20 protein-coding genes are annotated in these 25190 nt (G+C 64.2%); 4 read left to right on the top strand and 16 right to left on the bottom strand.

Going from position 1 to position 25190, the window contains the following annotated elements:
* The first annotated feature begins 31 nt into the window (after positions 1-31).
* Positions 32-1486 (top strand): glutamate synthase subunit beta, encoded by a 1455-nt coding sequence (locus tag FJV83_RS21010; RefSeq protein WP_142884503.1) that lies wholly within the window; start codon positions 32-34, stop codon positions 1484-1486.
* 31 nt (positions 1487-1517) lie between these two features.
* Here the strand turns inward: FJV83_RS21010 and FJV83_RS21015 are convergent, their stop codons facing one another.
* Both FJV83_RS21015 and FJV83_RS21020 read right to left on the bottom strand, forming a co-directional pair.
* Positions 1518-2750 (bottom strand): DUF459 domain-containing protein, encoded by a 1233-nt coding sequence (locus FJV83_RS21015; protein WP_142875585.1) that lies wholly within the window; start codon positions 2748-2750, stop codon positions 1518-1520.
* Positions 2751-2875: 125 nt separating this feature from the next.
* On the bottom strand, positions 2876-4099 hold the full coding sequence (locus FJV83_RS21020; protein ID WP_095787133.1) for a lytic murein transglycosylase: 1224 nt from the start codon (positions 4097-4099) through the stop codon (positions 2876-2878).
* Positions 4100-4302: 203 nt separating this feature from the next.
* On the opposite strand from FJV83_RS21020, the gene galU reads away from it, so the two are divergent.
* Complete coding sequence (galU, locus tag FJV83_RS21025) at positions 4303-5217, top strand: UTP--glucose-1-phosphate uridylyltransferase GalU (protein WP_179295816.1); 915 nt, start codon at positions 4303-4305, stop codon at positions 5215-5217.
* Between the two features lie 52 nt (positions 5218-5269).
* On the opposite strand, the gene FJV83_RS21030 is transcribed toward galU, so the two are convergent.
* On the bottom strand, positions 5270-7051 hold the full coding sequence (locus tag FJV83_RS21030; RefSeq protein ID WP_185973271.1) for an outer membrane beta-barrel protein: 1782 nt from the start codon (positions 7049-7051) through the stop codon (positions 5270-5272).
* Between the two features lie 207 nt (positions 7052-7258).
* On the opposite strand from FJV83_RS21030, the gene FJV83_RS21035 reads away from it, so the two are divergent.
* Positions 7259-8260 (top strand): KpsF/GutQ family sugar-phosphate isomerase, encoded by a 1002-nt coding sequence (locus FJV83_RS21035; protein ID WP_142875583.1) that lies wholly within the window; start codon positions 7259-7261, stop codon positions 8258-8260.
* 253 nt (positions 8261-8513) lie between these two features.
* Here FJV83_RS21035 and FJV83_RS21040 read toward each other — a convergent pair whose 3' ends face one another.
* From FJV83_RS21040 to FJV83_RS21100, 13 genes are all read right to left on the bottom strand, one after another.
* Positions 8514-8978 carry an NfeD family protein gene (locus FJV83_RS21040; RefSeq protein ID WP_140890123.1) on the bottom strand — a complete coding sequence of 155 codons (465 nt, stop codon included), beginning with the start codon at positions 8976-8978 and terminating at the stop codon, positions 8514-8516.
* Between the two features lie 20 nt (positions 8979-8998).
* Positions 8999-9949, bottom strand: coding sequence for an SPFH domain-containing protein (locus FJV83_RS21045; protein WP_095772605.1), 951 nt, complete (start codon positions 9947-9949; stop codon positions 8999-9001).
* Positions 9950-10070: 121 nt separating this feature from the next.
* The gene (locus FJV83_RS21050) at positions 10071-11282 is read right to left on the bottom strand and encodes an FAD-binding oxidoreductase (RefSeq protein ID WP_142884501.1); all 1212 of its coding nucleotides are present in this window, start codon (positions 11280-11282) and stop codon (positions 10071-10073) included.
* A gap of 157 nt (positions 11283-11439) precedes the next feature.
* Positions 11440-12504: a ferrochelatase gene (hemH, locus tag FJV83_RS21055; RefSeq protein ID WP_142884500.1), complete on the bottom strand. Its 1065-nt coding sequence runs from the start codon at positions 12502-12504 to the stop codon at positions 11440-11442.
* A 145-nt stretch (positions 12505-12649) separates the two neighbouring features.
* A complete protein-coding gene (locus FJV83_RS21060) occupies positions 12650-14800 on the bottom strand; it encodes a bifunctional UDP-sugar hydrolase/5'-nucleotidase (protein ID WP_142884499.1) in 2151 nt (716 codons plus the stop codon).
* A gap of 190 nt (positions 14801-14990) precedes the next feature.
* Entirely contained in the window at positions 14991-15368 is a 378-nt protein-coding gene (locus FJV83_RS21065) for a hypothetical protein (RefSeq protein WP_095772609.1), read from the bottom strand.
* A 182-nt stretch (positions 15369-15550) separates the two neighbouring features.
* Positions 15551-16996 (bottom strand): homospermidine synthase, encoded by a 1446-nt coding sequence (locus FJV83_RS21070; RefSeq protein ID WP_142884498.1) that lies wholly within the window; start codon positions 16994-16996, stop codon positions 15551-15553.
* Between the two features lie 131 nt (positions 16997-17127).
* The gene (locus tag FJV83_RS21075) at positions 17128-18066 is read right to left on the bottom strand and encodes a DUF3445 domain-containing protein (protein WP_142884497.1); all 939 of its coding nucleotides are present in this window, start codon (positions 18064-18066) and stop codon (positions 17128-17130) included.
* Entirely contained in the window at positions 18063-18350 is a 288-nt protein-coding gene (locus FJV83_RS21080) for a YciI family protein (protein ID WP_142884496.1), read from the bottom strand. The genes FJV83_RS21075 and FJV83_RS21080 overlap by 4 nt, the downstream gene beginning before the upstream one ends.
* 13 nt (positions 18351-18363) lie before the next feature.
* Positions 18364-19026 (bottom strand): aminotransferase class IV family protein, encoded by a 663-nt coding sequence (locus FJV83_RS21085; RefSeq protein ID WP_142884495.1) that lies wholly within the window; start codon positions 19024-19026, stop codon positions 18364-18366.
* Positions 18975-20120, bottom strand: a complete 1146-nt coding sequence (locus FJV83_RS21090; protein WP_142884494.1) for an aminodeoxychorismate synthase component I — start codon at positions 20118-20120, stop codon at positions 18975-18977. Before FJV83_RS21090 ends, FJV83_RS21085 begins: the two co-directional genes overlap by 52 nt.
* A 171-nt stretch (positions 20121-20291) precedes the next feature.
* Complete coding sequence (locus FJV83_RS21095) at positions 20292-21044, bottom strand: proton-conducting membrane transporter (protein WP_142884493.1); 753 nt, start codon at positions 21042-21044, stop codon at positions 20292-20294.
* A 361-nt stretch (positions 21045-21405) separates the two neighbouring features.
* Positions 21406-23244 carry a M3 family oligoendopeptidase gene (locus FJV83_RS21100; RefSeq protein WP_185973270.1) on the bottom strand — a complete coding sequence of 613 codons (1839 nt, stop codon included), beginning with the start codon at positions 23242-23244 and terminating at the stop codon, positions 21406-21408.
* A 159-nt stretch (positions 23245-23403) separates the two neighbouring features.
* Between FJV83_RS21100 and FJV83_RS21105 the strand changes: the two genes are divergently transcribed.
* Complete coding sequence (locus tag FJV83_RS21105; protein WP_142884492.1) at positions 23404-24939, top strand: sigma-54 dependent transcriptional regulator; 1536 nt, start codon at positions 23404-23406, stop codon at positions 24937-24939.
* Positions 24940-25190 lie beyond the last annotated feature (251 nt).

The following is a 25190-nucleotide window of genomic DNA, read 5'->3' on the forward strand; positions in this document are numbered from 1 at the left end:
ACCGCACCATCTGGACAGCAGGAACTGGACTATGGGCAAGGTGACAGGCTTTCTCGAAATCGACCGGCAGGTGCACAAGTACCAGCCGGCCTCCGACCGAATCCGGCACTTCCGCGAGTTCACGCTGCCGATGTCGGACAAGGAGGTCGAGAAACAGGCCGCGCGCTGCATGGATTGCGGCATCCCGTTCTGTCACGGGCCGACGGGCTGTCCGATCCACAACCAGATCCCGGACTGGAACGACCTCGTCTACAACAGGGACTGGGACAACGCGATCCGCAACCTGCACTCGACCAACAATTTCCCGGAGTTCACCGGCCGCATCTGCCCCGCCCCTTGCGAGGAAGCCTGCACGCTGAACCTCGAGGACATTCCGGTCGCCATCAAGACGGTGGAACAGGCGATAGCCGACAAGGCTTACGAGACCGGCCATATCAGGCCCTATCCGCCGGAGAAGAAGACCGGCAAGCGGGTCGCCATCATCGGCTCCGGCCCTGCCGGCATGGCCGCCGCACAGCAGCTCGGTCGCGCCGGCCACGACGTCCATGTCTATGAGCGCGAGAGCCGCCCGGGCGGGCTGATGCGCTACGGCATTCCCGACTTCAAGATCGAGAAGCACTATATCGACCGGCGCATCGAACAGATGCAGGGCGAGGGCGTGACCTTCCATTGCGGCGTCAATGTCGGTGTCGACAAGCCCGTCGCCGAACTGCTCGCCGAACATGATGCGGTGCTCTATTGCGGCGGCTCGGAAACACCGCGTGCGGCCAACATTCCGGGCGACGATCTCGGCGGTGTGCATGATGCCATGCCCTATCTGGTGCAACAGAACCGCCGCGTCGGGGGCGAGCCGATCCAGTCGGTGGCGTGGCCGTCGCACCCGATCATCGCCGGCGGGCAGCATGTCGTCGTCGTCGGCGGCGGCGATACCGCCTCCGACTGCGTCGGCACCGCCTTCCGCCAGGGCGCGGTGCGCGTCACCCAGCTCGACATCCGCCCGCAGCCGCCCGAGAAGGAAGACAAGCTCGCGGTCTGGCCCTACTGGGCGACCAAGATGCGCACCTCGTCCTCGCAGGCCGAGGGTGCGGAGCGCGAATTCCAGGTGGCGACGCTCGAGTTCATCGGCGAGGACGGCCAACTGACCGGCGTCAAATGCTGCGAGGTCGACGACAAGCGCAAGCCGATCGCCGGCACCGAATTCGTCATCCGCGCCGATCTCGCCTTCATCGCCATCGGCTTTGCCGGACCGGCGATGGTGGGCGTGGCGAAGGAACTCGAGGGCGAGATGAAGATCGTCACCGACAGCCGCCGCTCGCGGAATGTCGAGGCCGATGACCGCGACTACAAGACCAGCGTCGACCGGCTCTACGCGGCGGGCGACGTGCGCCGTGGCCAGTCGCTGGTCGTCTGGGCGATCCGCGAAGGACGCCAGGCGGCGCGCTCGATCGATGAAGCGCTGATGGGGACGAGCGTATTGCCCCGCTGAGTTGCGGGACGATCTCAAGAGTCCTGCGTGATTAAGGGGTGATCGCCGTCGTCGTGTCGGTCGCCGCGGCTGTCGCTGGCGGCTCTGCCTTCGGCGGCCAGGAGAAATCGTCGGCGCGGCCGGGCGCGGCCTCCGGCGCCTTGCCTTCGATCACCAGTCGCTCCCCGGGAAGAGCCGGATTGGCGTTTGCCGGCGGGGCGGCGCCGAGCAGCTCGGTGCCGCCGTCGAGCGCCGGGTCGCTGAGCAGCATGGGTGCGGTGCGGTCGATGACAATGGGTGCCGCGGCCGGCGCCGGTGCCTCGACGGGCGCGCCGGCCGGTGCCGTCGCCGGGGCCACGCTGCCCGGCGCGGCGAGGCCCAGGATCTTGGCCAGCGGCTTTTCGGTGTAGAAGGCGAGCTTGCGCTTGCCGGCCTTGGAGACGTTTATGCCGTCATCGGCCCGCAGCCGCACCGGCTGGCCGTTCATGTCGGGGCCGTTGGTGACGAAGGCGCCGTTCTCGTCGACGAAACCATCCCAGACATCGACGAATTCGCCGCCATGGTTTTCGGCGGCCTGATGGTAAATGTCGTTGAAGGCCAGCATGTCGGAGGTCATCTTCGGCACCCGGAAGGCCGGCATGCCGACCCACAGGAAAGGCACCTTGGCGGTGGCAATGGCCTTGCCGAGTTCGTCGGTGCGGCGCTCGTATTCCTTGGTCCAGTTCTCGGACCGGGGCTGCTCGCGCACGTCACCCACCTTCATCTGCTGGCGGTCGTTGGAGCCCAGCATGACGACCACCGCGGCCGGTTTCTCGGTCTCGATCAGCGATTTGATCTGTTCGGGCCAGTTGTAGAAATCATCGCGCACGAAGCCCGACGAGCCATTGCTGCGCACGACGATCCTGACGCTTGGATTGTCGGCGAAGGCGGTGTCCAGGCCCTCGGCAAGACCTGTCGCCATGAAGTCGCCGACCACCAGCACGGTGCGGGCGTCCGGCGCCTTTTCGACCGCGGGGGTTTCAGGCTCCGCGGGCGGACGCGGGGCGCGCTTTTTCGCCTTGGCCTTCGGTCTTGCCTTCTGGATGTCGAGCGGCGGCTCGACCCGCTCGCTGCGGCGCGGAAACAGAAGGTCACGCAACGACCATCCACGATCTTGCTGCGGCTGCTCCTGCGCCATGGCCGGCACATGGAAGGCGCCGGCGGCGCCGATCGCCAACAGGATGATCGCCAGAAAAAGGATCGGCGTGCGACGAGCAAGGATCGCGATACGCGCGGCCGAAACCAATCACTCCTCCATCCCCTTGCGCCTGGTCCGGCAAACCGGAGCCGGTTTTGCGGCCGGGCGCAAGTTCAAAGTGCCATGGCGCCTGATATGCGCGCCCCAAAATACGCGCGGCGCCGTGGCCGGCTCTATTTTTGCCTGAGCCATTTGAGCACTTCCATGCTCGGGTAGCCGTCCTGGCTCAAGCCGACCTTTGCCTGATAGGCCATGATGGCGGTCTTGGAGCCGTCACCGATCTTGCCGTCGAACTTGCCGTCGTAAAGGCCGTGCTGCGAAAGCCGCTTCTGCAGCTCCTGCCGTTCCTCGAAGGTGAGCTTGGTGAAGGGTCGCTTCCAGTCCTGGACAAGGCCGTTGCCACCGGCGATCTCGTCGGCAAGAAGGCCAACGGCCAGGGCATATTTGTCGGCGTTGTTGTAGGCCTTGATGACCGAGAAATTCCGGATCATCAGGAAGGCTGGCCCGCCGCGGCCGTCAGGCACTTTCAGCGTCGCCTTGTCGGTAAGGTTCTTGAACGGCTTGCCGCTGGCCCTGACGACGCCAAGCGCCTGCCATTGCGCCAGCGACTTCGCTCCGCCCGGCAGCTTGCCGGCCGGTATGGTGACTTCGTAGCCCCAGGTCTTGCCGGCCTGCCAGCCATTCTTCTTCAACAGATTGGCTGATGTCGCCAGGGCATCGGGGATGGAATTCCAGATGTCGCGCTTGCCGTTGCCGTCCATGTCGACGGCATAGTGCTGGTAGCTGGTGGGGATGAACTGGGTCTGGCCCATGGCGCCGGCCCAGGAGCCCATCAGATGGCTTTCATCGATGTCGCCGGTCTGCAGGATCTTCAGGGCTGCGACCAGCTGGGTGCCGGCATATTTCGACCGCTTCGGATCGCCATAGCCCAGCGTCGCCAGCGACCGGATGACGTTGCGCATGATGTCGTCGCGCTTGAGGATCTCGCCATAGTTAGATTCCATCGACCAGATGGCGAGCAGAATGTAGCGGTCGACGCCGAACCGCGCCTCGATCCTGTCCAGCCACGGCTTCCACTTCTTCGCCATCTGCTGCCCGACGGCGACGGACTGGTCGTGGACGCGGTTGTCGAAATAGTCCCAGGCGGGTGCCGTGAATTCGGGCTGTGTGCGTGCCTTCTCCAGCACCACCGGATCAGGCTCCTTGATGTCCCGGAAAGCCTGGTCGTAGACAGCGCCGGAAACGCCGCCGGCCACGGCGGTGGCGCGGAAGCCGGCGACCCATTGGCGGAAACCGGCGTCGGCGAAAGCGGGTCCGGCAGGCATCAACAGAGCGAGCGAGAGGCTGGCGGCCGTCATGACGCTGGTGAAACGTTTTGCGGCATTGCGAACGGACATGTTTTCCTCCTTCTCTGTCTCAGGAAAGACCATTCATCGCCGAACCGGGTTAGGAATTAGTTTACCATAGGTGTCTCCTGGAACGAAAAGACACCTCGATGCTTTAACCGGTGGAAATTTCCCTCACCCGCTCCCACTAATCTTCAATTCCGGCGTGAAAATGTCGCGGGACAGGGATTGCGAAGCCGGCCAGCAAACGGATAATTGAAAGCATGAAGAGAGTTCGCAAGGCAGTTTTCCCGGTCGCCGGTCTCGGCACGCGGTTCCTCCCGGCCACCAAGGCTGTTCCCAAGGAAATGCTGACAGTCGTCGACCGGCCAGTCATCCAGTATGTGGTGGACGAGGCGCGCGAGGCGGGCATCGAGCATTTCATCTTCGTGACCGGCCGCAACAAGGCGGTCATCGAGGACCATTTCGATATCCAGTTCGAGCTCTATGACACGCTCGCCCAGCGCGGCAAGGACGAGCAGCTTGCCCGCCTGCAGCGGTTGCAGCCGGCGCCGGGGCAGACCAGCTTCACGCGCCAGCAGGTGCCGATGGGACTCGGCCATGCCGTCTGGTGCGCGCGCGAACTGGTCGGCGACGAGCCGTTCGCGCTGCTCTTACCCGACATGATCATGCAGTCGGAAAAGAGCTGCATGAAATCGATGGTCGAGCTCTACGAGGAAACCGGCAACAACATCATTGCCGTGCAGGAATGCGATCCGGCGGAGGCTCACAAATACGGCATTGTCGGCCGTGGCGAGGATACGCATCACGGCTTCCGCATCACCGAGATGGTGGAGAAGCCGAAGACAGGCACGGCGCCGTCCAATCTCTACATCAATGGCCGCTACATCCTGCAGCCCGAGATATTCAACATCCTCGAGGACCAGGAAAAGGGCGCCGGCAACGAAATCCAGCTCACCGATGCGATGCTGAAGCTGGAAAAGCAGCAGGCCTTCTACGGCTATCACTATCAGGGCCGCACCTTCGACTGCGGATCGCCGGAGGGTTTTGTCGAGGCCAATGTCGCCTTCGCGCTGTGGCGCAGCGATATGAAGGAGAACATGGCCGGCGTCATCCGCACGCTTCTCGACGAGATGACGCCATCGGATCGGCGAGTCGCGGTATCTTAACTGGATGGGTCATGCCAGCGCGAGCGGCTGACCGCCCCTGCGCAGGCGTGTTTCAGCGCTGCACCTTCAGGCCGAGGTAGATGCTGTTGGCGGTGTAGTCGCGGCCGGGCAGGTTGCTGGTCAGCTTTTCGGTTCTGACCCGGCCGGTGAGGCCGGCATAGCGGTTCAGCCACCAGGTCAGCCCGGTCTCGGCGCTCAGGATCCTGTCATGGCCGTCGATGCCGACATAGTCGCGCCAGTCGAGCCCCAGAGCCGCATTCGCGGTAAGGTTGGCACGGATCTGCCGTTCGGCCGTCAAGCGGCCGGAATAGAGGATATCGCCGCTTTCACCCGCCGTCGTGGTGGTCTCGACGGTGGTCTTGCCGGTCAGGCCGATCGTGGTTCCGCGTTCCGGCGACCATTTGAGATCGGCGTTGACGGTGGCGCCCGAAATCGCCTCCAGGCTCTTGTCGTCGATCGCTTCCCTCAGCCAGCCGGCGGAGAACTCGCCGGAGAGCTTCTCGCCCATATCGAGTTGCAGACCGGCGCGGGCGCCGAGCCGGGTCGAGGACCGCTCGAAGCCTTCATTGTCGATGCGTTGATCGTAGGCCCGGCGGCCGACCTCGATTTCGCTGAACGGGGTGAGGACCGGGGAGATTTCGTAGCCGGTGCGCAGGGTCGCCGTATAGAGCGTGTTGTCCTGATCCTTCTGTGACAGCGTGGTGCCGTCCGAAAGCTCGGCGTCGCCGTAGAAGTCGTGCGAGACCGCGCCGGTCAACGTGTACTGCATCTTGCCGACGGCCTTTTCGACGCCGAGGCTGCCGTCGATGGTCTGCCGCAGCGGCTGGGTGCTGACGCCGGCAATGGCGTTGGGCGAGGACGCCGTTTCAGGCACGGCCTCATAGCCGAGCTTGGCTATGGCGCGCAGCTCGTTGTCGAGGTCGACATTGAGCTGGCCTTCGATGCGGCCCTGCGCATCGTGAACGCGGTAGCCCGACACCGTCTCGCGGAACAGGCCATAGCCGTCGATGGTGGCGGCGTTTTCGCGCCAGTCGGAGACGGCGGTAAAGCGCAACGCCGTCTCCGACAGCAGCGCCGAGGTGCCGGCACTGCTCGAATCGCCGTTCGTGGTGGCGGTCATGCCCTGTTCGATCGACGGGCGGATGACGAAGGAACCCCATTTGACGCCGGTGGGCTGGAACGGATCCTCCTCGGCCTTCTTGTTCTGGCCTTCGATGGCGGCGGTGCGTTCGGCGCCGGGGTCGAGCTTCTGCCTGTCGGCGCTGTCGACGGTGAGGGCACGGCGGTTGGCCGCTTCCTGGTCCGCGCCGTCGGTATCGTCGGTCGCGGCCTGAGTGGTGTCCGTGGTCGCGGTGGTCGCTTTCTTCTTTTTCTTCGACTTGCCGGTCGCTCTGGGGTCCGTCTTGGTCTTGTCCTGGTCCGCAGCATTCTGGCCGGCGCTCGACGGACGGCGACGAGGCTTGGGCGACGTCGGATTGTCGGTGGCCGTGTCGTCGGTCGCCTGCGGCGGATCGAAAATGCTGCCGGTGGCGGCATCGGTGTTCGTGTCGTCAGGGACAGCGCCGGCACTGGCCGGCAAATAGGTGCGCGGCGGCGCATCGTCCTGCGCAGAGTTGGCCGACTGCTGCTGGCGCTGGGTGGCAAGGGCGAGCTGCTTTGCCTTGCGCTGCTGGTCGGACAGGATCGCCGATTCGGACACCTCGCCGCGCAGCTCGGTTTCCTGGGCATGAAGCTGCCCCGGGCGCAACAAGGCAAACATGCTGGTCGCCAGCAACAAGGCGCAGACCGCCTTGCCCTGTCGTCCTCTTGATTTCTCTGGCTGGGCCCCGGACATCGCCACCACTGCTTGCGCGGCGCTGTGCGCGCCATACTTACCGAACCGTAAATGGGGATGGTTAACGGAGGGTTGAGGCGGCGATCGTTCGGCCGGTTAAAGTGCCGCTGTTTGCCGATCCCGTGACCTGTCCGAAGCCTCCGCCGCCTGGGCGCCAGCGGCATTTCTGTTGGACAGGCGGGCGGCAACGCGCTAATCGCATCATCCATGCATGCGAGATCCCTCGATAAGAAGCCCCTGGACAGGCAAGCGTCGATCGATTCGGCACTGAGAACGGTGGCGACCGAGCAGGCCGGCATCGCCGCCCTTGCCGAGGCGCTCGAGAACGGGCTGGCCGCGCCTTTCGCGCAGGCCGTCGGCATGATTTCGAAGATCGAAGGCCGGCTGATCGTCACCGGCGTCGGCAAAAGCGGCCATATCGGCTCGAAGATCGCGGCGACGCTGGCTTCGACCGGCACGCCGGCCTTCTTCGTCCATCCCGTCGAGGCCAACCATGGCGATCTCGGCATGATCGCCAAGGACGACGCCATCATTGCCATCTCATGGTCGGGCGAAAGCAAGGAACTGCTCGGCATCGTCGCTTATTCCAGGCGTTTTTCCATTCCGCTCATCGCCGTCACGTCAGGCGAGACATCGGCGCTGGCGCGCGCCGCCGACGTCGTGCTGCTTTTGCCGCGCACCCCGGAGGCCTGTCCGCACGGGCTGGCGCCGACGACGTCGACGCTGCTGCAGCTGGTCATCGGCGACGCCCTGGCGATCGCGCTGCTCGAGGCGCGGGGTTTCACGCCAGACCATTTCCGCACCTTCCATCCCGGTGGCCAGCTCGGCGCCAATCTGACCATGGTCTCCGAGATCATGCGGGTCGGCGACCAGATGCCGCTGGCTGTGCTCGGCACCAAGATGCCGGAAGCGGTAATGACGCTGTCGCAGAAGAAGGTCGGCTGCGTGCTGATCGTCGACGCCAATGGAGAACTGGCGGGGATCATCACCGACGGCGATGTCGCGCGCAACCTGCACCGCAACCTCGCCGACGTCATCGTCGACGAGGTGATGACCCGCACGCCCAAGACAGTCGACCCGCAGACGCTGGCCGGCACGGCGATCGCGCTGCTCAACGAGCACAATATCGGCGCGCTGGTGGTGACCAGGAACAACATGCCGCTGGGCGTGGTGCATTTCCACGACCTGCTGCGCATCGGCGCTGCCTAGGCATGCCAATATTCAGGTGAGGCCGGTTGCAAACGGCTGATACCTGCGCTTCCGGCCTTCGCCGGCCGAAGCACTCATGAGGGATCGTCGCTACTAAGGCTACGGCCGGGTTAGGCCGGTGCTCAAGTACTTAAGTACGCTCCGCTCCGGTTCTCGGAACCCGCCTTGTTTGGTCGCTTCGCGCCCGTCTTCGACTCCGGCTCGGCCTGTCCTGGATCTCAAAACATCTTTCGCACCGGCGCCGTCTGGAAACTCAGACGCGCTCCACCGTCAGTTCCAGGTCCGTGTCGGCGGCACTTGTCACGCGCACCTGCGTGCCGGCGGGCAGGTCCGGGCCGGAGACGCGCCATAGCGTGTCGCCGAGCTTGATGCGGCCGCGGCCGTCCTTGATCGGCTCGGCAAGCGTCGCCATGCGGCCGACCATCTGGGCGCCGCGCCGGTTGAGCAGCGGCTGGTCGGTCGGCTGGTCGCGTCCGCCCATGAGTTTCTTGCCGACGAAGGCTGAAACCAGCGACAGTGCCAGGAAGGCGAGGACCTGGACCTGCCAGCTCCAGATCGCCGCATCCCAGATCAGCAGCGACACCGCGCCGATGATGAGCGCGGCGATGCCGATCCACAGCATGAAGAAGCCCGGCGCGATGACCTCCACCACCAGCAGCACGAAGCCCAGAACCATCCAGTTCCACGGACCGAGTTCGGAAATGATGCGATCGAACATGGGAGTGAGCTCCTGCGGACTCAGTTGTCGCTCGGGCGCACAACTGGCGGGCGCGCGGCCTGCCTTTGCGCGCCGGTCGTGCCCTCGCTGCGGAAGACTTCCTTGGCGATCTCGCCGATGCCGCCGAGCGAGCCGATCAGCGACGACGCCTCGAAAGGCATCAGCACGATCTTGCTGTTGGTGGCCGTGCCGATCTTGCCCAGCGCCTCGGTGTATTTCTGCGCGACGAAGTAGTTCAGCGCCTGCACGTCGCCCTTGGAAATCGCTTCCGACACCACCTGGGTGGCGCGGGCCTCGGCCTCGGCCGAGCGCTCGCGCGCCTCGGCGTCGCGGAAGGCGGCCTCCTTGCGGCCCTCGGCCTCGAGGATCTGCGACTGCTTGAGGCCTTCGGCGGCCAGGATCTGGGCGCGCTTGTTACGTTCGGCGGTCATCTGGCGACCCATCGATTCGATGAGGTTGGCCGGCGGGTTGATGTCCTTGATCTCGACGCGGGTGATCTTGATGCCCCACGGATGCGCCGCCTCGTCGACGACGCGCAGCAGGCGCTCGTTGATGGCGTCGCGGTTGGACAACAGCTCGTCGAGGTCCATCGAGCCCATGACGGTACGGATGTTGGTCATCGTCAGGTTGAGGATGGCGTTCTGCAGGCCGGCAACCTGGTAGGCGGCCTGCGCCGCATTGAGGATCTGGTAGAAGGCGATGCCGTCGACACCGACGATGGCGTTGTCGCGGGTGATGATTTCCTGGCTCGGAACGTCGAGCACCTGCTCCATCATGTTCATCTTGGCGCCGATGCGGTCGACGAACGGCGTGATGATGTTGAGGCCGGGGCTCAGTGTCTTGGTGTAACGACCAAAACGTTCGACCGTATAGTTGTAGCCTTGGGGAACTGTCTTGATGCCTTTGAACAGCACCAGCACGACAAGCGCGACAAGAACAACGACCGCAATATCGAAACCACTGAAATCCATTTGGCTCTCCCTCAGAAGCGGGCCGCGAGAGCCATTCCCGCGCAGCCGACTTCATCAAAGACTTAAGTGTGTTTCAGGAACGTTACAATCAGGTGATGAAGGATTGTTTGTTGCTCTGCACTCAGCGGTTGAAGGCGAAGAGTTCCGCATCGATGTCGGTCATCCCTTTGATCGAAGCCGAAATAATTTCGGAAGCGATGCGCGAGAAGGTGATGCCATTGCCGCCGTAACCCATGACTGCATGGATGCGCGGATGCCGGGGGACGGCGCCGATATAGGGCAGGCCGGTGCTGGTTGTGCCGAACGAGCCGGTCCAGGCGAATTCGGGCCTGACGTCGAGACGGGGGAACAGCCGGCCCAGCTTGTCGGCAATGCGGGCACTCTTGTCGGCGATCAGTCCGTCGCGCCGCGTCTCGTCGACAAAATCCTCGTCCTCGCCGCCGCAGATGACCCTGCCGTCGGCCGTAGAGCGCATGTAGAGATACGGATCCGACGCCTCCCAGATGAACGACGGACCCGGCCAGAGTTTTCGCGGCTGCGGGCGTGTCGCGATCGCCCAGGTCGAGATGATCCGGTGGGCGGCCGCCGGCACGATGTCGACCAGTTCGTAGCCGGTGGCCAGGACAACATGCCGTGCGGTGATGGTCGGGCCGTCGTTTGTCGTCACGACCACCTCATCGGCATTGTCCTCGATCGCCGTCGCTTCGGCGGGAGCGTAAAGCCGTGCCTTGCGCTCCAGCGCCTTGAGCAGCAAGCCGGCCGTCAGCTTGCGCGGGTCGAGCGCGATGTTGCCATGGCTGAGGATGGCGCCGCCGCGGTCTATGCCGAATGTCTGCGCCAGCGGCTGCGACGTCAGATAGGCGGCCGCAATGCCCGCATGTCGCCGCGCTTCGGCTTCCTCACGCAGTTCCGACGGTCCGAGCAGCGTGCCGGCCAGATAGAGCGACGGGGTGCGGCGCAGGCGACAGTCGATTGCGAGATATTCGATGCGGCCGGCCAGGTTGGAAACGGCGAGCCGCGAGCGGCGCCAGGCCTGTTGTGCCTTGATCCTGCCGATCATCTCCGAGAGCACGGAAAGCGGTTGGTCGATTTCGAACTGGACCAGCGCCGTGGTCGCCGCGGTCGAGCCTTTCAGCGGACCACGCCGGTCGATGCAGATTAGCTGATGACCGTCCGCCGTCAGCGCCTCGGCCGTCATGGCGCCGCTGATGCCCATGCCGATGATCAGGACGTCGGTCTTGACGTCGCGGGTCAACCTGTCCGTCGGCACGGCAGGTGCCCGATAGGCGGACCAGACGGGCCGGCCAGTTCTGAGGTCGAGTTTGCGGGGCATCGAATTCTCCGGAGGAACTGCTCAACGCCCCGGAGTGGCCCTTGTTCCGGTGTCAGAGCGGCGAGCCGCTCCAACTCTCTGGTTGACGAAATTCCCAAGGGAAAGCGCTATGCGCTTTTCCCGGGAAGACCGTTTCACACTTTTCCTGGAATTTCTCCTAGACCCAGCCGGACAGTTCGCGTCGCACCATCGCCTCGATCACCGCCATGCCTTCGACGCTGTCGTTGAGGCAAGGGATGTGAGCGAAGTTCTTGCCGCCGGCATGATGGAAGGTCTCGGCCGCTTCCCGGCCGATTTCGTCCAGCGTCTCGATGCAGTCGACGGAAAAGCCGGGATTGACGATGGCGATGGATTTGACGCCGTCCTTGCCGAGTTTCTCCACCGTCTTGTCGGTGTAGGGCTGCAGCCATTCCTGGGCGCCGAAGCGGGACTGGAAGGTGGTGATCAGCTTCTTCTCGTCCCAGCCGAGCCTGTCGCGCAACAGCCGGGTCGTCTTGAGACAGTGGCAATGGTAGGGATCGCCTTTTTCGAAATAGGGTCTTGGGATGCCGTGGTATGAGGCGATGACCACTTCAGGCTCGAAATCCAGCGTCGCGATATTCTGCTCGATCGAACGCGCCAGCGCCTCGATATAGACGGGCTCGTCATAGTAAGGCGGCACGCTGCGGATGGCAGGGGCCGCGCGCATCTTCATCAAGGCGCGAAACAGCTGGTCATTGGCGGTGGCCGTCGTCGTCGCGGAGTATTGCGGGTAGAGCGGAAACGAAAGAAAACGATCGCAGCCCTGCGCGACCAGCCTTTCGGCGACACTCGCGGTCGAAGGATTGCCGTAGCGCATCGCCCAGTCGACGACGACATCGGGCAGGTCGCGCAACGCCTCGGCCAGCTTTTCGCCCTGCGCGCGGGTGTAGGTGCGCAGCGGCGACTCGTTCTTTTCCTGGTTCCATATCCGGGCATAGTTGGCGCCGGACTTCTTCGGCCGCGATGTAAGCACCAGGCCGTAGAGGATCGGATACCAGATCGCCCTGTTGAGTTCGATGACGCGCGGATCGGACAGGAATTCCCTGAGATACCGCCACATCGGCTTGAAGTCGGTGCCGTCAGGCGTGCCGAGATTGATCAGCATGACACCGATCTTGCCGGTCTTGACCGGCGGATGCCCGGCCGGCAGTGGGCCGAGGGCCTTCGCGGCTTTGGGATCGACAGCGGTTGTGAACGTCATAGCGGTCCTCCAGGAGGCGCGAACCTAATCATCCTGCACGGGCTTTCAATGCCGCGTCTGGCCGCACCTTAACGCGTGTCCAGCTGAAAACAGAACACCCGCCCGGTTTCCCAGGCGGGTGTTGGATGGAAGAGGCGAAGTGAGGTTACTTCGCCGGGATGGTCAGCGTCGCGCCGGGCATCAGCCGATGCGGCCTTTGACCCTTGTTGGCCTCGTAGATGAGTTTCCACTTGGTGGCGTCGCCATAGGCCTTCTTGGCCAGATCCCAATAGGTGTCGCCGGTAACGATGACATGGCTGCCCGTTGCTGGTGCGGCTTCAGCGGGCTTTGCCGGCTCTGCCGGCTTGGCAGGTTCCGCCGGGGCCGGCGCTGCCGGTGCAGGGGCGGCCTCGGCCGGCTTTGCCGGCTCGGCTGGTGCAGGTGCCGGAGCAGCGGGAGCCGGCGGGGCCGGTGGCGCAGGTGCATTCTCCGTCGATACGGCCGGCGGCGTGTTGGCGATATCGCCTGAGTTCGCGGGCAGTTCAGGCATTGCCGGTGCCGCTTCCGCGGGCTTTGCCGGTTCAGCCGGTTTCGCGGCCTCGGCCGTTTTGGCAGGTTCCGCCGGCGCGGGGGCCGGAGTTGCCTCGGCTGGCTTTGCCGGCTCTGCAGGCTTGGCTGGTTCCGCCGCCGGGGCCGCCGCGACGGTCGCGGCGATCTCGGTGATGCGGCCGTCGAGCTTGGGCGTGTAGGGCCGGTGGGCGCCGAGATAGTCGGCCACGACCTGTTCGAGACCGGGGCCGTAGTCGTAGGCGTTCTTGGCCTTTTCGGCGAAGACCTTGTAGCCGTCGCCGCCCTGGCGCACGTAATTGTTGGTGGCGACGAGATAGTCCTTGTCGGGCTTGATCGGCGTCCAGGCGCCGTTCTCCATGACCTCGACGGATTTGACGCGGCCGGCATTCGGCGCGACCGATTTGTCGAAGGCGTATTTGAGGCCCGCCACCTGCGGGAAGCGCCCGGCGCCGTCCTCGATCTGGCTGAGGCCGCTTTCGAGGCCGGCGACCAGGTCCTTGCCCGAAATCTGGAAGGTCGCCAGCGTGTTCTGGAACGGCAGCACGGTCAGCACCTCACCCATGGTGACGGTGCCCTTGTCGATCGAGGCGCGGAGGCCGCCGCCATTGGAGATGACGATCTCGACGCCCTGTCCCTTGACGCGGTCGAGTATGGCATCGGAGACGAGGTTGCCCATCGCGCATTCCTTGGCGCGGCAATTCTCGCGGCTGCCGTCGATGACGTCGGTGGTCTCGGCCACTTCCTTGTTCTTCAAAGCCTCGATCGGCGCGCCGAGTTCCTTGATGCGGGCGAGCACAGCGGGATCGGGTGTGATCGACTTGTCGAGAAAGATCGGGTCGCCGCTGGCCGATTTGACGACGCCATTGTCGTCGAACACCACCTTGAACTCGCCGAGATATTTCGAATAGGAGGCCGCCTGCACCACCGGCACCTTGTAGCCGTCCGGGTTGTCGACCATCGTCGGGTAGGGGCCTGCCGCCTTCGGATCGGTGTTCGACAAGAGCGTATGGCTGTGGCCGCCGACAACCACGTCGATGCCCGGGATCTTGGCAATGATGTCGCGTTCCCTGTTATAGCCGATATGGGTCACGGCGATGATCTTGTTGACGCCTTGCGCCTTGAGCTTCTCGACCTCGGCGGTGATCGATTTGACGTCGTCCGCAATGGCGATGTTGGGACCGGGCGAGGCGAGTTCGGGCGTATCGTTGGTGACGGCGCCGACAATGCCGATCTTCTGCCCGCCGACATCCACGACGATCGACGGCTTGATCTTGCCGGCCGCGCCGGACTTGTCGTTGGGCACGACATTGGCACTGACGATCGGGAACATCGCCTTGTCGAGGTAAGGCACCAGCGCGCTCTCGCCATCGTCGAATTCATGGTTGCCGAGCGTCACCGCGTCGGGTTTCATCTGATTGAGGAATTCCTCCTCCACGGTGCCCTTGTAGGTGGTGTAGAACAGCGATCCCTGGAAACTGTCACCCGCATTGAGCAGCAGCACGTTCTGGCCTTCGAGCTTCTTGCGCTCCTGAGCGATCGCCGTGATCAACCGGCCGGCGCCGCCGATGCATTCGCCCTTGGTCTCCTCGTCGGCCGAACAGGTCGACTCATATTTGTTGTTGCCTTCGATGCGGCTGTGCCAGTCATTGAAATGCAAAATGTTCAATGTGTAGTCGGCAAAGGATGCGCCGGCCGACAGGCCAAGCGTCGATGCGGACAGGGCGGCAATGGCGGCAAGCTTCTTCATCTTCGTCTCCCGGTAGGCTGATCAGAGGCGTTTAGCGCCCTTGCTTGACTGGGGTATAACAGCCAGCGTTTTGACCATGTTCCCATCGCGTTTCGGCTGACGCAAGCGGAAATGCCGCCACTCTTTGCAGGCGCAAAAAAGGACGGCGGCCAATCGGCCGCCATCCTCGATGAGTCCAGCGTTCGCTCGTTCAGACGCGTCGCGTCAGCACGAAGTTCTGGCCGGACGAGCTGGTGCAGTTCAGCTGGCTGGTGGAGATCAGCAGGCAGTTGAAGCTGACCGGCGTCTGGCGGATCAGCGACGTCCCGTTGATCTCGACCGATGTGGCTCCGGTCATCGTGTAGCTGCCATCGGACAGCTTCTGGCCGGTGTCGGTGGCGACGGTCGTGAACTTGCCGCCGGTGAAGGTCGACAGACCGGTGCCCTTGGCATCAATCCAGGAACCCTCGACGCCTTTCGGCGTGGCCGCCATCGGCGGTGCCTCGGGACCGCCTGTGGTGCAGGCGGCGAGGATCATGGCAAAGGAACCCGCCACGCCCATCGAAAGAACTTTGCGCGCAATAGTCATCTTAAATCCTCTCCAAACGCATCGGCCCAAAAATCGGTTTCGATTTTGAGAGGCACGATGCGAACGTCCAAAGTGCTGGAACGGGCGTGCGTCCCGCAAGACGTGCGCTGCCCCAGGCCGCATCTCTTCAATCGCCCGATTTCCGGGCGATTGCAAGGCAATGGCGCATGGTGCGCAGGATGCTATCGGACGAGGATGTTGCGGAATTGCCACGGATCGCTGCGGTCGAGGTCCTCCGGGAAGAGGCCCGGGCGTCGGTCGAGCGGCGTCCAGTCGGTGTAATGGCCTTCGACCGGTCCGAGATAGGGCGACTGGACTTCCAGGCAGCGCTTGTAGTCCATCTCGTCGGCCTCGACGATGCCGGCATCGGGATTTTCCAATGCCCAGACCATGCCGGCCAGAACCGCCGAGGTGACCTGAAGGCCGGTGGCGTTCTGATAGGGCGCCAGGTTGCGCGCCTCGCCCAGCGACAGGTGCGAGCCAAACCAGTAGGCGTTCTTGTCGTGGCCGTAGAGCAGGACACCGAGTTCGTCGACGCCGTCGACCAGTTCGTTCTCGTCGAGCACGTGGTGCACCGGCTGAGGCTTGCCGGCGGCGCCGAACATCTCGTCCAGCGACAGGATCGCATCGTTGCAGGGATGGTAGGCGTAATGGCAGGTCGGCCGGTACTGCACCTTGCCCTTCTTCGAGCGAACGGTGAAGAAGTCGGCGATCGAGATCGACTCGTTATGCGTCACCAGCAGGCCGTATTGCGCTCCCGGCGTCGGGCACCACGAGCGAACGCGCGTGTTGGCGCCGGGCTGCTCCAGGTAGATCGCGGCCTTGGAGCCGTGCTTGTGCTTCTTGGCGTTCTTCGGCATCCACTTCTCATGCGTGCCCCAGCCGAGTTCGGCCGGCTGCAAGCCCTCGGAGATGAAGCCCTCGACCGACCAGGTGTTCCAGAACACATCCATCGGCTTCGGCTTCTTGGTGCGCTGGGTGTCGCGCTCGGCGATGTGGATGCCCTTGACGCCGGCCTTTTTCATCAGCTTGGCCCAGCCCTCGCGGTCTTCCTGCGCCGGCTCCGAGAACTCAAGGCCAAGATCGGTGGCGAGGTTGACCAGCGCCTGCTTGACGAACCACGAGACCATACCGGGATTGGCGCCGCAGGTGGAGACGGCGGTGGCGCCGCCGGGCTTGTCGTGCTTTTCCTTGATCATCGCCTCGCGCAGCGCATAGTTGGTGCGGCTGGCATTGTCGGCCTTGGCGTCGAAATAGAAGCCGAGCCACGGCTCGACGACGGTGTCGATGTAAAGCACGCCGAGCTTGCGGCAGAGACGCATCAGATCGACCGAGCCCGTGTCGACCGACAGGTTGACGCAAAAGCCCTGGCCGCCGCCATTGGTCAAGAGCGGCGTCAGAAGCTTCTTGTAGTTCTTCTCGGTCACCGCTTCCTGGACGAAGGCGATGCCGCGCTCGTCGAGCAGCGTGCGATCGGTGTCGCGTGGGTCGAGGACCGTCATGCGCGACTTGTCGAACTTGAAATGGCGTTCGATGAGCGGCAGCGTCCCCCGTCCGATCGAGCCGAAGCCGATCATCACCACCGGGCCGGTGATCTCACCGTAAACGGGCCAGTTTTCATTCGCCATTTTATCGAGCACTCCTTCAGGCACATGCAAAAGCCGGGCAAACACCCGCAAAACCCGGGCATTTTCACCCGACGGTCATGCGCTACATCACAGATCATTGTCATAAACCAGCGAAAAGCGCCAACCCGTGGCTAGCCGTCCCTGGCCATGTGGTTAAGGACCATGATCAGCCCGTCGCGGTCGGATGTCAGGCCCTTGTAGTCGAGCTGATCGAGATCGAGCGCCTCGAGCTGGGCGGCAAAGGACAGTGCCAGCGTCGCCCTGTCCGGGTGCCGCGCCAGCACGGCGAGCGGATCGAGATGGATGCGGATGGTGAACAGGATGTCGCGCGAGGACGGCAGCTTGCGCAGCGTCTGCCGTTCGACTCGGATGAAGGCATGCGCCTTGACATCACCGTCGGGGAAGCGCGTCGGCCGGTTGGTGGCACGGTCGATGCGCTCGACGTTGGACAGCGGATGGTAGAGCACATTGTCGGCCTGGATCGACCAGTTGAAGCGCTCGACCGCCTGTCCCTGCAGGCCGTCGAACATGCGGTTGATCAATTCGGCGGGACGCGTTCCGGGACCGAAGCCCGGCACGGGCTCGTGAATCTGCTGCAGGGGCTTGCCGAATTTTTCGAGCAGTGACCAGGACGAGGGAAAGCACAGCGAGCCGGCGGCGAGCCGCCAGCCGCTGTCGTCGCGGCGCATCAGGATCAGGTCTTCCTGGACCAGCAGCGAGGCCGCGACCAGTGGCGCGTCGGCAAGACCCGGAGGCAAGGCAGGGTGGTTCGCGGCGCCCTCGATCTCGACGCCCACATCGGTGCGACGATGGGTGTGCGGAAATCGCTCCGGTAGAGACGCGCCGAGCAAGTCGAGCACTTCCTGCTGGGCTTCCCTGGTGCCGTCCTCCTCGACGAAAACCCGTTCGGGGATTTCGGCATAAAGCCGGCGCTTCTCGGCGAGATAGGGCAGGAGATAGCCGTCGACCTCGATCCAGTTTGCCGGGTCGAGCGGCTTCAGCCCGATGTTGAACAGCTTCGACGAGCCGTCATAAGGGGTGTGGGTGGGCAGGGCCTCGACCAAGCTCATGCTTCCTTGAAAGCGTCAAGACCGGCGGCGGTCATCCTGGCCAGGAATTCGGTGACCTCGTAGTCCGCGGCGCCCGCCTTGGCGAAGGGGTCGGCCGCCAGCCTGGCGTCGAGGATCTCGCGTGGGCATTGCGCGATGATGATGCCGCCGGTCCGCGGTTTCTTCGGCCCGGAAGCGATGAAGATGCCCTCCGCGTAGCAGACCTTCAGCCATTCGACATGCGCTGCCTGCAGTCGGTCGATCTCGGTCAGGGCCACCTTGTAGTTCAGCGAAACGACGAACATGGCGTTCTCCTAGTCATACCAACTTTGCGGGAACCAGGCCGCGCAGCGAATTGCCGACGAAGAGTGCCTTGGCCGACTTCAGGTCGTCGTAGCTGTAGATCGCTTCTCCCGCCCGGCCTTCATCCAGAAGCTCGGCGCGCAATACGCCAGGCAGCAGGCCGCAATCGAGCCGTGGCGTTGCCAGCACGCCCTCGCCGAAATCGGCGAAGACATTGGTGATGGTCCCTTCGCAGATTTCGCCGCGCTCATTGGCCAGCAGCACTTCGTCGGCCTGGGTGACGAGATACTCGGAACGGGCATGGGTGTAGAGCTGGCGCCGGCTGGTCTTGTGGCGCAGCAGCGTGTTTTGCGAATCGAGCCGTGTCCGCGCCAGCCGCAATATCCAGACCTTGTCGGCGGCGAGCGGTTCGTAGGGCTGTGCCGAGGCCGTCGCGTCGCCGTTGCGCGCCAAGGCGAGCCGCGTGCGCATGGCGGTTCGGGCGCCGTCGACCGCCTTGCCCAGCACGGCGCCTATCTTCTGTGGATCGCAGGCAAAGCCAAGCTCCGCCGCCGAGCCATAGAGGCGCGCAAGGTGGCGATCGAAGCGCACGAAGCCCGTCTCGGGCTGCCAGCGCATGGTCTCGATCAGCTCGAAATCGGCGGTGTCCCCGTCGCGAAGCGGGCTTTGAGCAGACACTCCTGATACTCCTCCTCAGGCGTCGAATCGAAGACGATGCCGCCGCCGACATTGTAGACGGCCTCGCCGCTGGCAAAGAGCGAGATGGTGCGGATCGCCACGGAAAAGCGCATCGTGCCCCCGGGTGCGATCCAGCCGATGGCGCCGCAATAGACGTCGCGCGGCGTGCCCTCCAGGTCGTGCAGGATCTCCATGGCGCGGATCTTCGGTGCGCCGGTGATCGAGCCGCAGGGAAACAGTGCTGCAAACACCTGGCGGATGGTAAGGCCCGGCAGCAGCTTCGCCCTGACGTCGCTCACCATCTGGTGGACGGTCGGGTAGCTCTCGATGCGGAACAGTTCCGGCACTTCCAGCGTGCCGACCTCGCTGATCAGCGAGATGTCGTTGCGCAGGAGATCGACGATCATCCGGTTCTCGGCCTGGTTCTTCTCGTCATTGCGCAGGAAGGTTTTCTGCCGCTCGTCCTCGGTCTTGGTCGCGCCGCGCGGGGCCGTGCCTTTCATCGGATGCGTCTCGATCATCCCAGCCGCATTGATCTCGAAGAACAGTTCGGGCGAGCGCGACAGCACGATCGGATCGCCCAGCGCCACCAGTGCGCCGTACTTCACCGGCTGGCGTTCGGTCAGCGCATCGAAGGCGGCAAGCGGGTCGCCGGACCATTGCGCCTGCACCGGAAAGGTCAGGTTGCCCTGGTAGCAGTCGCCTTGCCTGATGTGTTGGTGCAGCCGCGAGAAGCGTTTCTCATAATCCTCGAATGACCAGGCCGCCCGCGCATCGAAGATCGGGCCGTTCGGGGTTGCCGCATCGCGCGGCGGCACCGCTTCTTCGACCGGAGCATCGAAGACACCGAGGCAGATCAGCGGCGCGCGACGTCCCCGCGGCAGCAAGGGAACGAGTTTCGCTTCGAGCAGATAACCGGCCTCGTAGGAGAAATAGCCGGCCAGCCATTTGCCGGCGTCGTGCGCGGCCTGTGCCGCTTCCAGCGCCGGCCCGAAATCCCTGGCCTCATGCGCGACGATGATATCGGCCGGCCGGTCGAACACGAGCTGACGCGCGCTTTCGTCGTTGCGGAAAATGGCGGCGGGCAGGGACATGGGGACCGGGATCGATGAAGCCGTCGATCGCTCTATATGGGGGGCCGCTCGCGTGCAATCGAGGGAACGGCACCTTGCCCCTCAAAGCCGACCTCGTGGCGGCCTTGCCTGCCAAAAAAAGAAATCGGCGAGGCCTGTGACCCCGCCGGCTTGATGATCTGACTCTGGCGCTCAGGTGTTGCTGGCGGTTCCGGCTGTCGGAAACTGCTTGGCGAATTCCTTCTCGTCGCCGGCGGCGAGCAGCCTGGCTTGGTCGATCCAGCGTTCGCGGGCGATGCGGCCGTCGAAATTCATCACGTCCTCGATCCGCTTGATGTCGGCTGCGGTCCAGGCGGCGATCTGGGCGAAGGTGGTGACGCCCTGCGCCTTGAGCAGCTTCTCGTTGACCGGGCCGATACCGATCAGCCGGCGCAGATTGTCTGATTTGCCAGCCGCAGGCTTGGCTGCCGCCGGTGCGGCCTTCTTGGCGGCTGCCGGCTTGGGCGCGGCCGAACTCTTTGCCGAGGAAGCGGCGGAGGCCGCGGGTTTGGCGGCGGCGGGCTTCGGTGCAGCCGACTTGGTGGCGGTGGCTTTCGCCGGTGCAGCCTTGGCTGCTGGTTTGGCAGGCGCGGCCTTGGCCGCTGTCGGAGCGGATTTGGCGGCCGCCGGCGTTGACATCAGGGCGGCCGGCGGCTGACTGGCGGCCTTTGCTCCACCCGTCTGCGCGTCGCGCAACTGGCGCTCGAGGTCGGCGCGGGTCTTGCCGCATGCATTGAGTTCGCCGGTCAGGCGGTCGCTGTCGGCACGCAGCTTGTCGCGCTCGCCGCGGGTGCGGTCGAGGTCGCCGCGCAAACCGTCGAGCTCACCACGCAGGCGACCCCAGATGAACCAGCCAACCAAAACGCCTACAAGGAACGCCAGGATCACGTAGAAAAAAGTGCCCATTGTCTCTCTCCAGTCAGATCCGTCTGCCGTGGGTCATGACCTTCGGCGATGGACTACTCGGTGAAGGTTCCGCGGGTTCGCAGAACAGCCGGCTTCGGTTCGAGCTGTCGGCGATCGGCTTCTCAAGCCCATGGCCAACGGCCGTTGTCGCGTTCGCCTGAGCGTCACGGCCGGCTGAGATCTTCCCTCGCCGATCCGCGTAGGCTCCGGCTGAGCTTGCGGCGAAGGCTATCATAGAGCTTGTGGAAAGCTATGGGAAAAACTTCCGCCTAGAGTTCTTCAAGAACAAATATTTAGCGAAAGAACAGTGCCGTCCCAACATGCATTGCGGCTAAACTGTTCTTTGCAGGCGAGAGGCGTCTCAGCCGTCGAGCGTTTCCAGTTCATCGATCAGGCCGCTGATGACACCGAGCCCGATCTGCCAGAAGGCAGGGTCGGTGGCGTCGAGGCCGAAGGGCGCCAGAAGCTGCGAATGATGCTTGGTGCCGCCGGCGCGTAGCATCTCGAAATACTTGTCCTGAAAACCGCGCTCGGCATTCTGGTAGACGGCGTAGAGCGAGTTCACCAGGCAGTCGCCGAAGGCATAGGCATAGACGTAGAACGGCGAATGGATGAAGTGCGGGATGTAGGTCCAGAACACCTCGTAACCCTCGCGCAGCTTGATCGCCGGGCCGAGGCTTTCGGCCTGCACTTCCAGCCAGAACTGGCCGAGCCTGTCGGATGTCAGTTCGCCGTTGCGACGCTCGGCATGCACCTTTCGCTCGAATTCGTAGAAGGCGATCTGGCGCACCACCGTGTTGATCATGTCCTCGACCTTCTGGGCGAGCATGGCCTTTCGCTCGCGCCGGTCGGTGGTCTGCTCGAGCAGCGAGCGGAAGGTCAGCATCTCGCCGAAGACCGACGCCGTCTCGGCCAGCGTCAGCGGCGTCGAGGCCATCAGCGCGCCCTGGCCGGCGGCCAGCACCTGGTGCACGCCGTGGCCGAGTTCATGCGCCAGCGTCATCACGTCGCGCGGCTTGCCCATGTAGTTGAGCAGCACATAGGGGTGGGCCGACGGCACGGTCGGATGGGCAAAGGCGCCTGGCGACTTGCCCGGGCGCACCGGCGCGTCGATCCAGTTGCGGTCGAAGAAGGTGCGCGCGATCTCGGCCATCTCGGGCGAGAAGCGCTGATAGGCGGACAGCACGGTGTTGCGCGCTTCGTCCCATCCGATCACCGATTGCGGGGTCTCCGGCAGCGGCGCGTTGCGGTCCCAATGGTTCATGACGTCCATGCCGAGCCAGCGCGCCTTCATCGCGTAGTAGCGATGCGACAGGCGCGGATAGGCCTCGCGCACCGCGGTGGCGAGCGCGTCGACCACGCCGCGCTCGACGCGGTTGGCGAGATGGCGGGAATCGGCAATGTCCTCGAAGCCGCGCCAGCGGTCGGAAATTTCCTTGTCCTTGGCCAGCGTGTTGGTGATCAGGGTGAAGGTGCGCAAATTCTTGCGGAAAGTCGCAGCCAGCGCCTCGGAGGCCCGGCGGCGCACTTCGCCATCGGCATCCTGCAGGCGATTGAGGGCCGGCTCCAGCGTCAGTTCCTCGCCGTCGACGTCGAAGCGAAGGTCGGTCATCGTCTCGTCGAACAGCCGGTTCCAGGCGCCGCGCCCGGTGATCGACTTCTCGTGGAAAAGCTGCTCGACGCGGTCCTCGAGCTGGTAGGGCTTGTCCATTCTGAGGTCGAGCACCCAAGGCCGGTAGTGGCCGAAAGCGGGATCGCTGGTGAGCGCGCTTTCGATCGCGTCGTCGTCGATCAGGTTCAGTTCGAGCGCGAAGAACAGGAGATGCGCGCTGGCGTCCGTCATCTTCTCCTGGATGTCGCCATAGAGCTTTGCACGCTGCGGATCGGCGGTGTTGCCGGCATAGACCAGGCCGGCATAGGAGACGATGCGGCCGATCAGCTCCTCCAGCGCCTCGTAGGCGACCAGCGCCTCGCCCAGCTTGCCGGCGCCGCCGCGCCCGGCCTCGGCGGCGAGCGTGCCCTTCCAGCGGGTCTCGAAAGCGATTGCGTCGGCGGCGGCTTTTACGATGTCACGCTTCAGTTCCGTGGCTTCCATGCCGGCATAGAGGTCGGCAAGGTTCCATTCCGGCAGATCGCCAAGCTCGGCCGCACCCTGACCGGACGCCGGTGCCGCAAGCCGCCGACCAAACATCATGCGCATCGACAATACCTTCTGTGAATTATGAGGTCAGAATCAAGGGGATCAGGCAAGCCGGTCAAATCGTAAGGAATTCGTTCACCGGGTTTTTTGAAACCTTATTTAGAACCCTGTGCCAAGATGATCCATGGGGATTTCGGGCGCGGGCAGTTCAAGACAGTCATGACAGGTTCCATACTCATAGTCGATGACGATCCCGTGCAGCGCCGGCTGCTCGAGGCGGCGGTGACGCGGTTCGGCCACACGGCAATCGTCGTCGACGGCGGGGAGGCCGGCCTCACCGTGCTCGACGGGCCTGGCGACGGCGACATCGCGGTGGTGATCCTGGACCTGGTCATGCCTGGTCTCGACGGCATCGGCGTGCTGAAAGCCATGCGCGAACGCGACATCTCCGTCCCGGTCATCGTGCAGACCGCCCAGGGCGGCATCGAAACCGTGGTGTCGGCGATGCGCCACGGCGCCTTCGATTTCGTCGTCAAGCCGGCGTCACCCGACAGGCTGCAGGCCTCGATCGCCAATGCGCTCAAGGTCGAGGCGGTCGAGGGCGAGGTCAAGCGCACGTCGCGCAAGCGCGGCGGATTGCTGACGTTCAGGGACATGATCACCCACAGCCCGGCCATGGACAGGGTGATACGCCTCGGACAGAAAGCGGCCGGATCCAACATCCCGATCCTGATCGAAGGCGAATCCGGCGTCGGCAAGGAACTGGTGGCGCGCGCCATTCAGGGCAGCGGCGACCGCCGCTCGAAACCCTTCGTCACCGTCAATTGCGGCGCCATTCCCGACAATCTGGTCGAATCGATCCTGTTTGGCCACGAGAAGGGCTCCTTCACCGGCGCCACCGACAAGCACACCGGCAAGTTCGTCGAAGCGCATTCGGGCACGCTGTTCCTCGACGAGATCGGCGACCTGCCGCTCGACGTGCAGGTCAAGCTGTTGCGCGCCGTGCAGGAGGGCGAGGTCGATCCGGTCGGAGGGCGTTCGACCGTCAAGGTCGACATCAGGCTGATCTCGGCGACGCATCGCAACCTCCTGCAGCAGGTCAAGGACGGCAAGTTCCGCGAGGACCTGTTCTACCGGCTCAACGTCTACCCGATCTTCGTGCCGCCGCTGCGCGACCGGCGAGACGACATTCCGCATCTGGTCACGCATTTCATGGAGAAGGTGGCGCCCGCCGACCCGCGCCATCGCCTGCAAGGCATTTCGCCGGCAGCGCTTGCCGTGCTGGAGGCCTATGACTGGCCCGGCAACATAAGGCAGCTCGAAAACGCCGTGTTCCGCGCCTCGGTGCTGTGTGAAGGCGACGTGCTCGATGTCGATGATTTTCCGCAGATCCGCGCGCAGGTGGAAGGCACCGTCAATCTCGAAACGGACGACGTGGCACCTCGCCTGCCATCGCCTCCGGAGCTCCGCGATGAGGGGGGCCCGGCCGGCGATGCTGCTCCAGCCGCCCAGCCGGATCGGCCGGCCCTGCTCCAGCCCAGATTCGGCACGCTGCGGGCGCTCGACGAACGCGGCAATGTGCGCGCGCTGGCCGATGTCGAATTGGAGATGATCAAGCTCGCCATCGACCATTACAACGGCCAGATGAGCGAAGTCGCGCGCCGCCTCGGCATCGGACGCTCGACGCTCTACCGCAAGCTCAAGGAATATGGCATCGACCCGGAGACGGGCCGTGTCGACCGCCTCGCTTCCTAAGGTGCGTTGATATTCGGGTGAGGCCGGCCTGACCTGAATCTCTCCACGCCTTGGGCGCGCTCGATCCCTTCCAAAACCAGGATCACGTCCCCGACGCAAGGCCGGGACCAGCTTGCGATGGCAGGATTGCGCCTCTATCGGGGTTTCGGCTGGAATATGGCATGCCTGTGGACAGCTCTGTTCACGCATTAACGCTAACGGTAACAGATCGTGTTCGGCCAAAGCCGGATTCCTGATCTAAACCAGCGGTT

Source organism: Mesorhizobium sp. WSM4307 (assembly GCF_007003945.1).
Classification (GTDB): domain Bacteria; phylum Pseudomonadota; class Alphaproteobacteria; order Rhizobiales; family Rhizobiaceae; genus Mesorhizobium.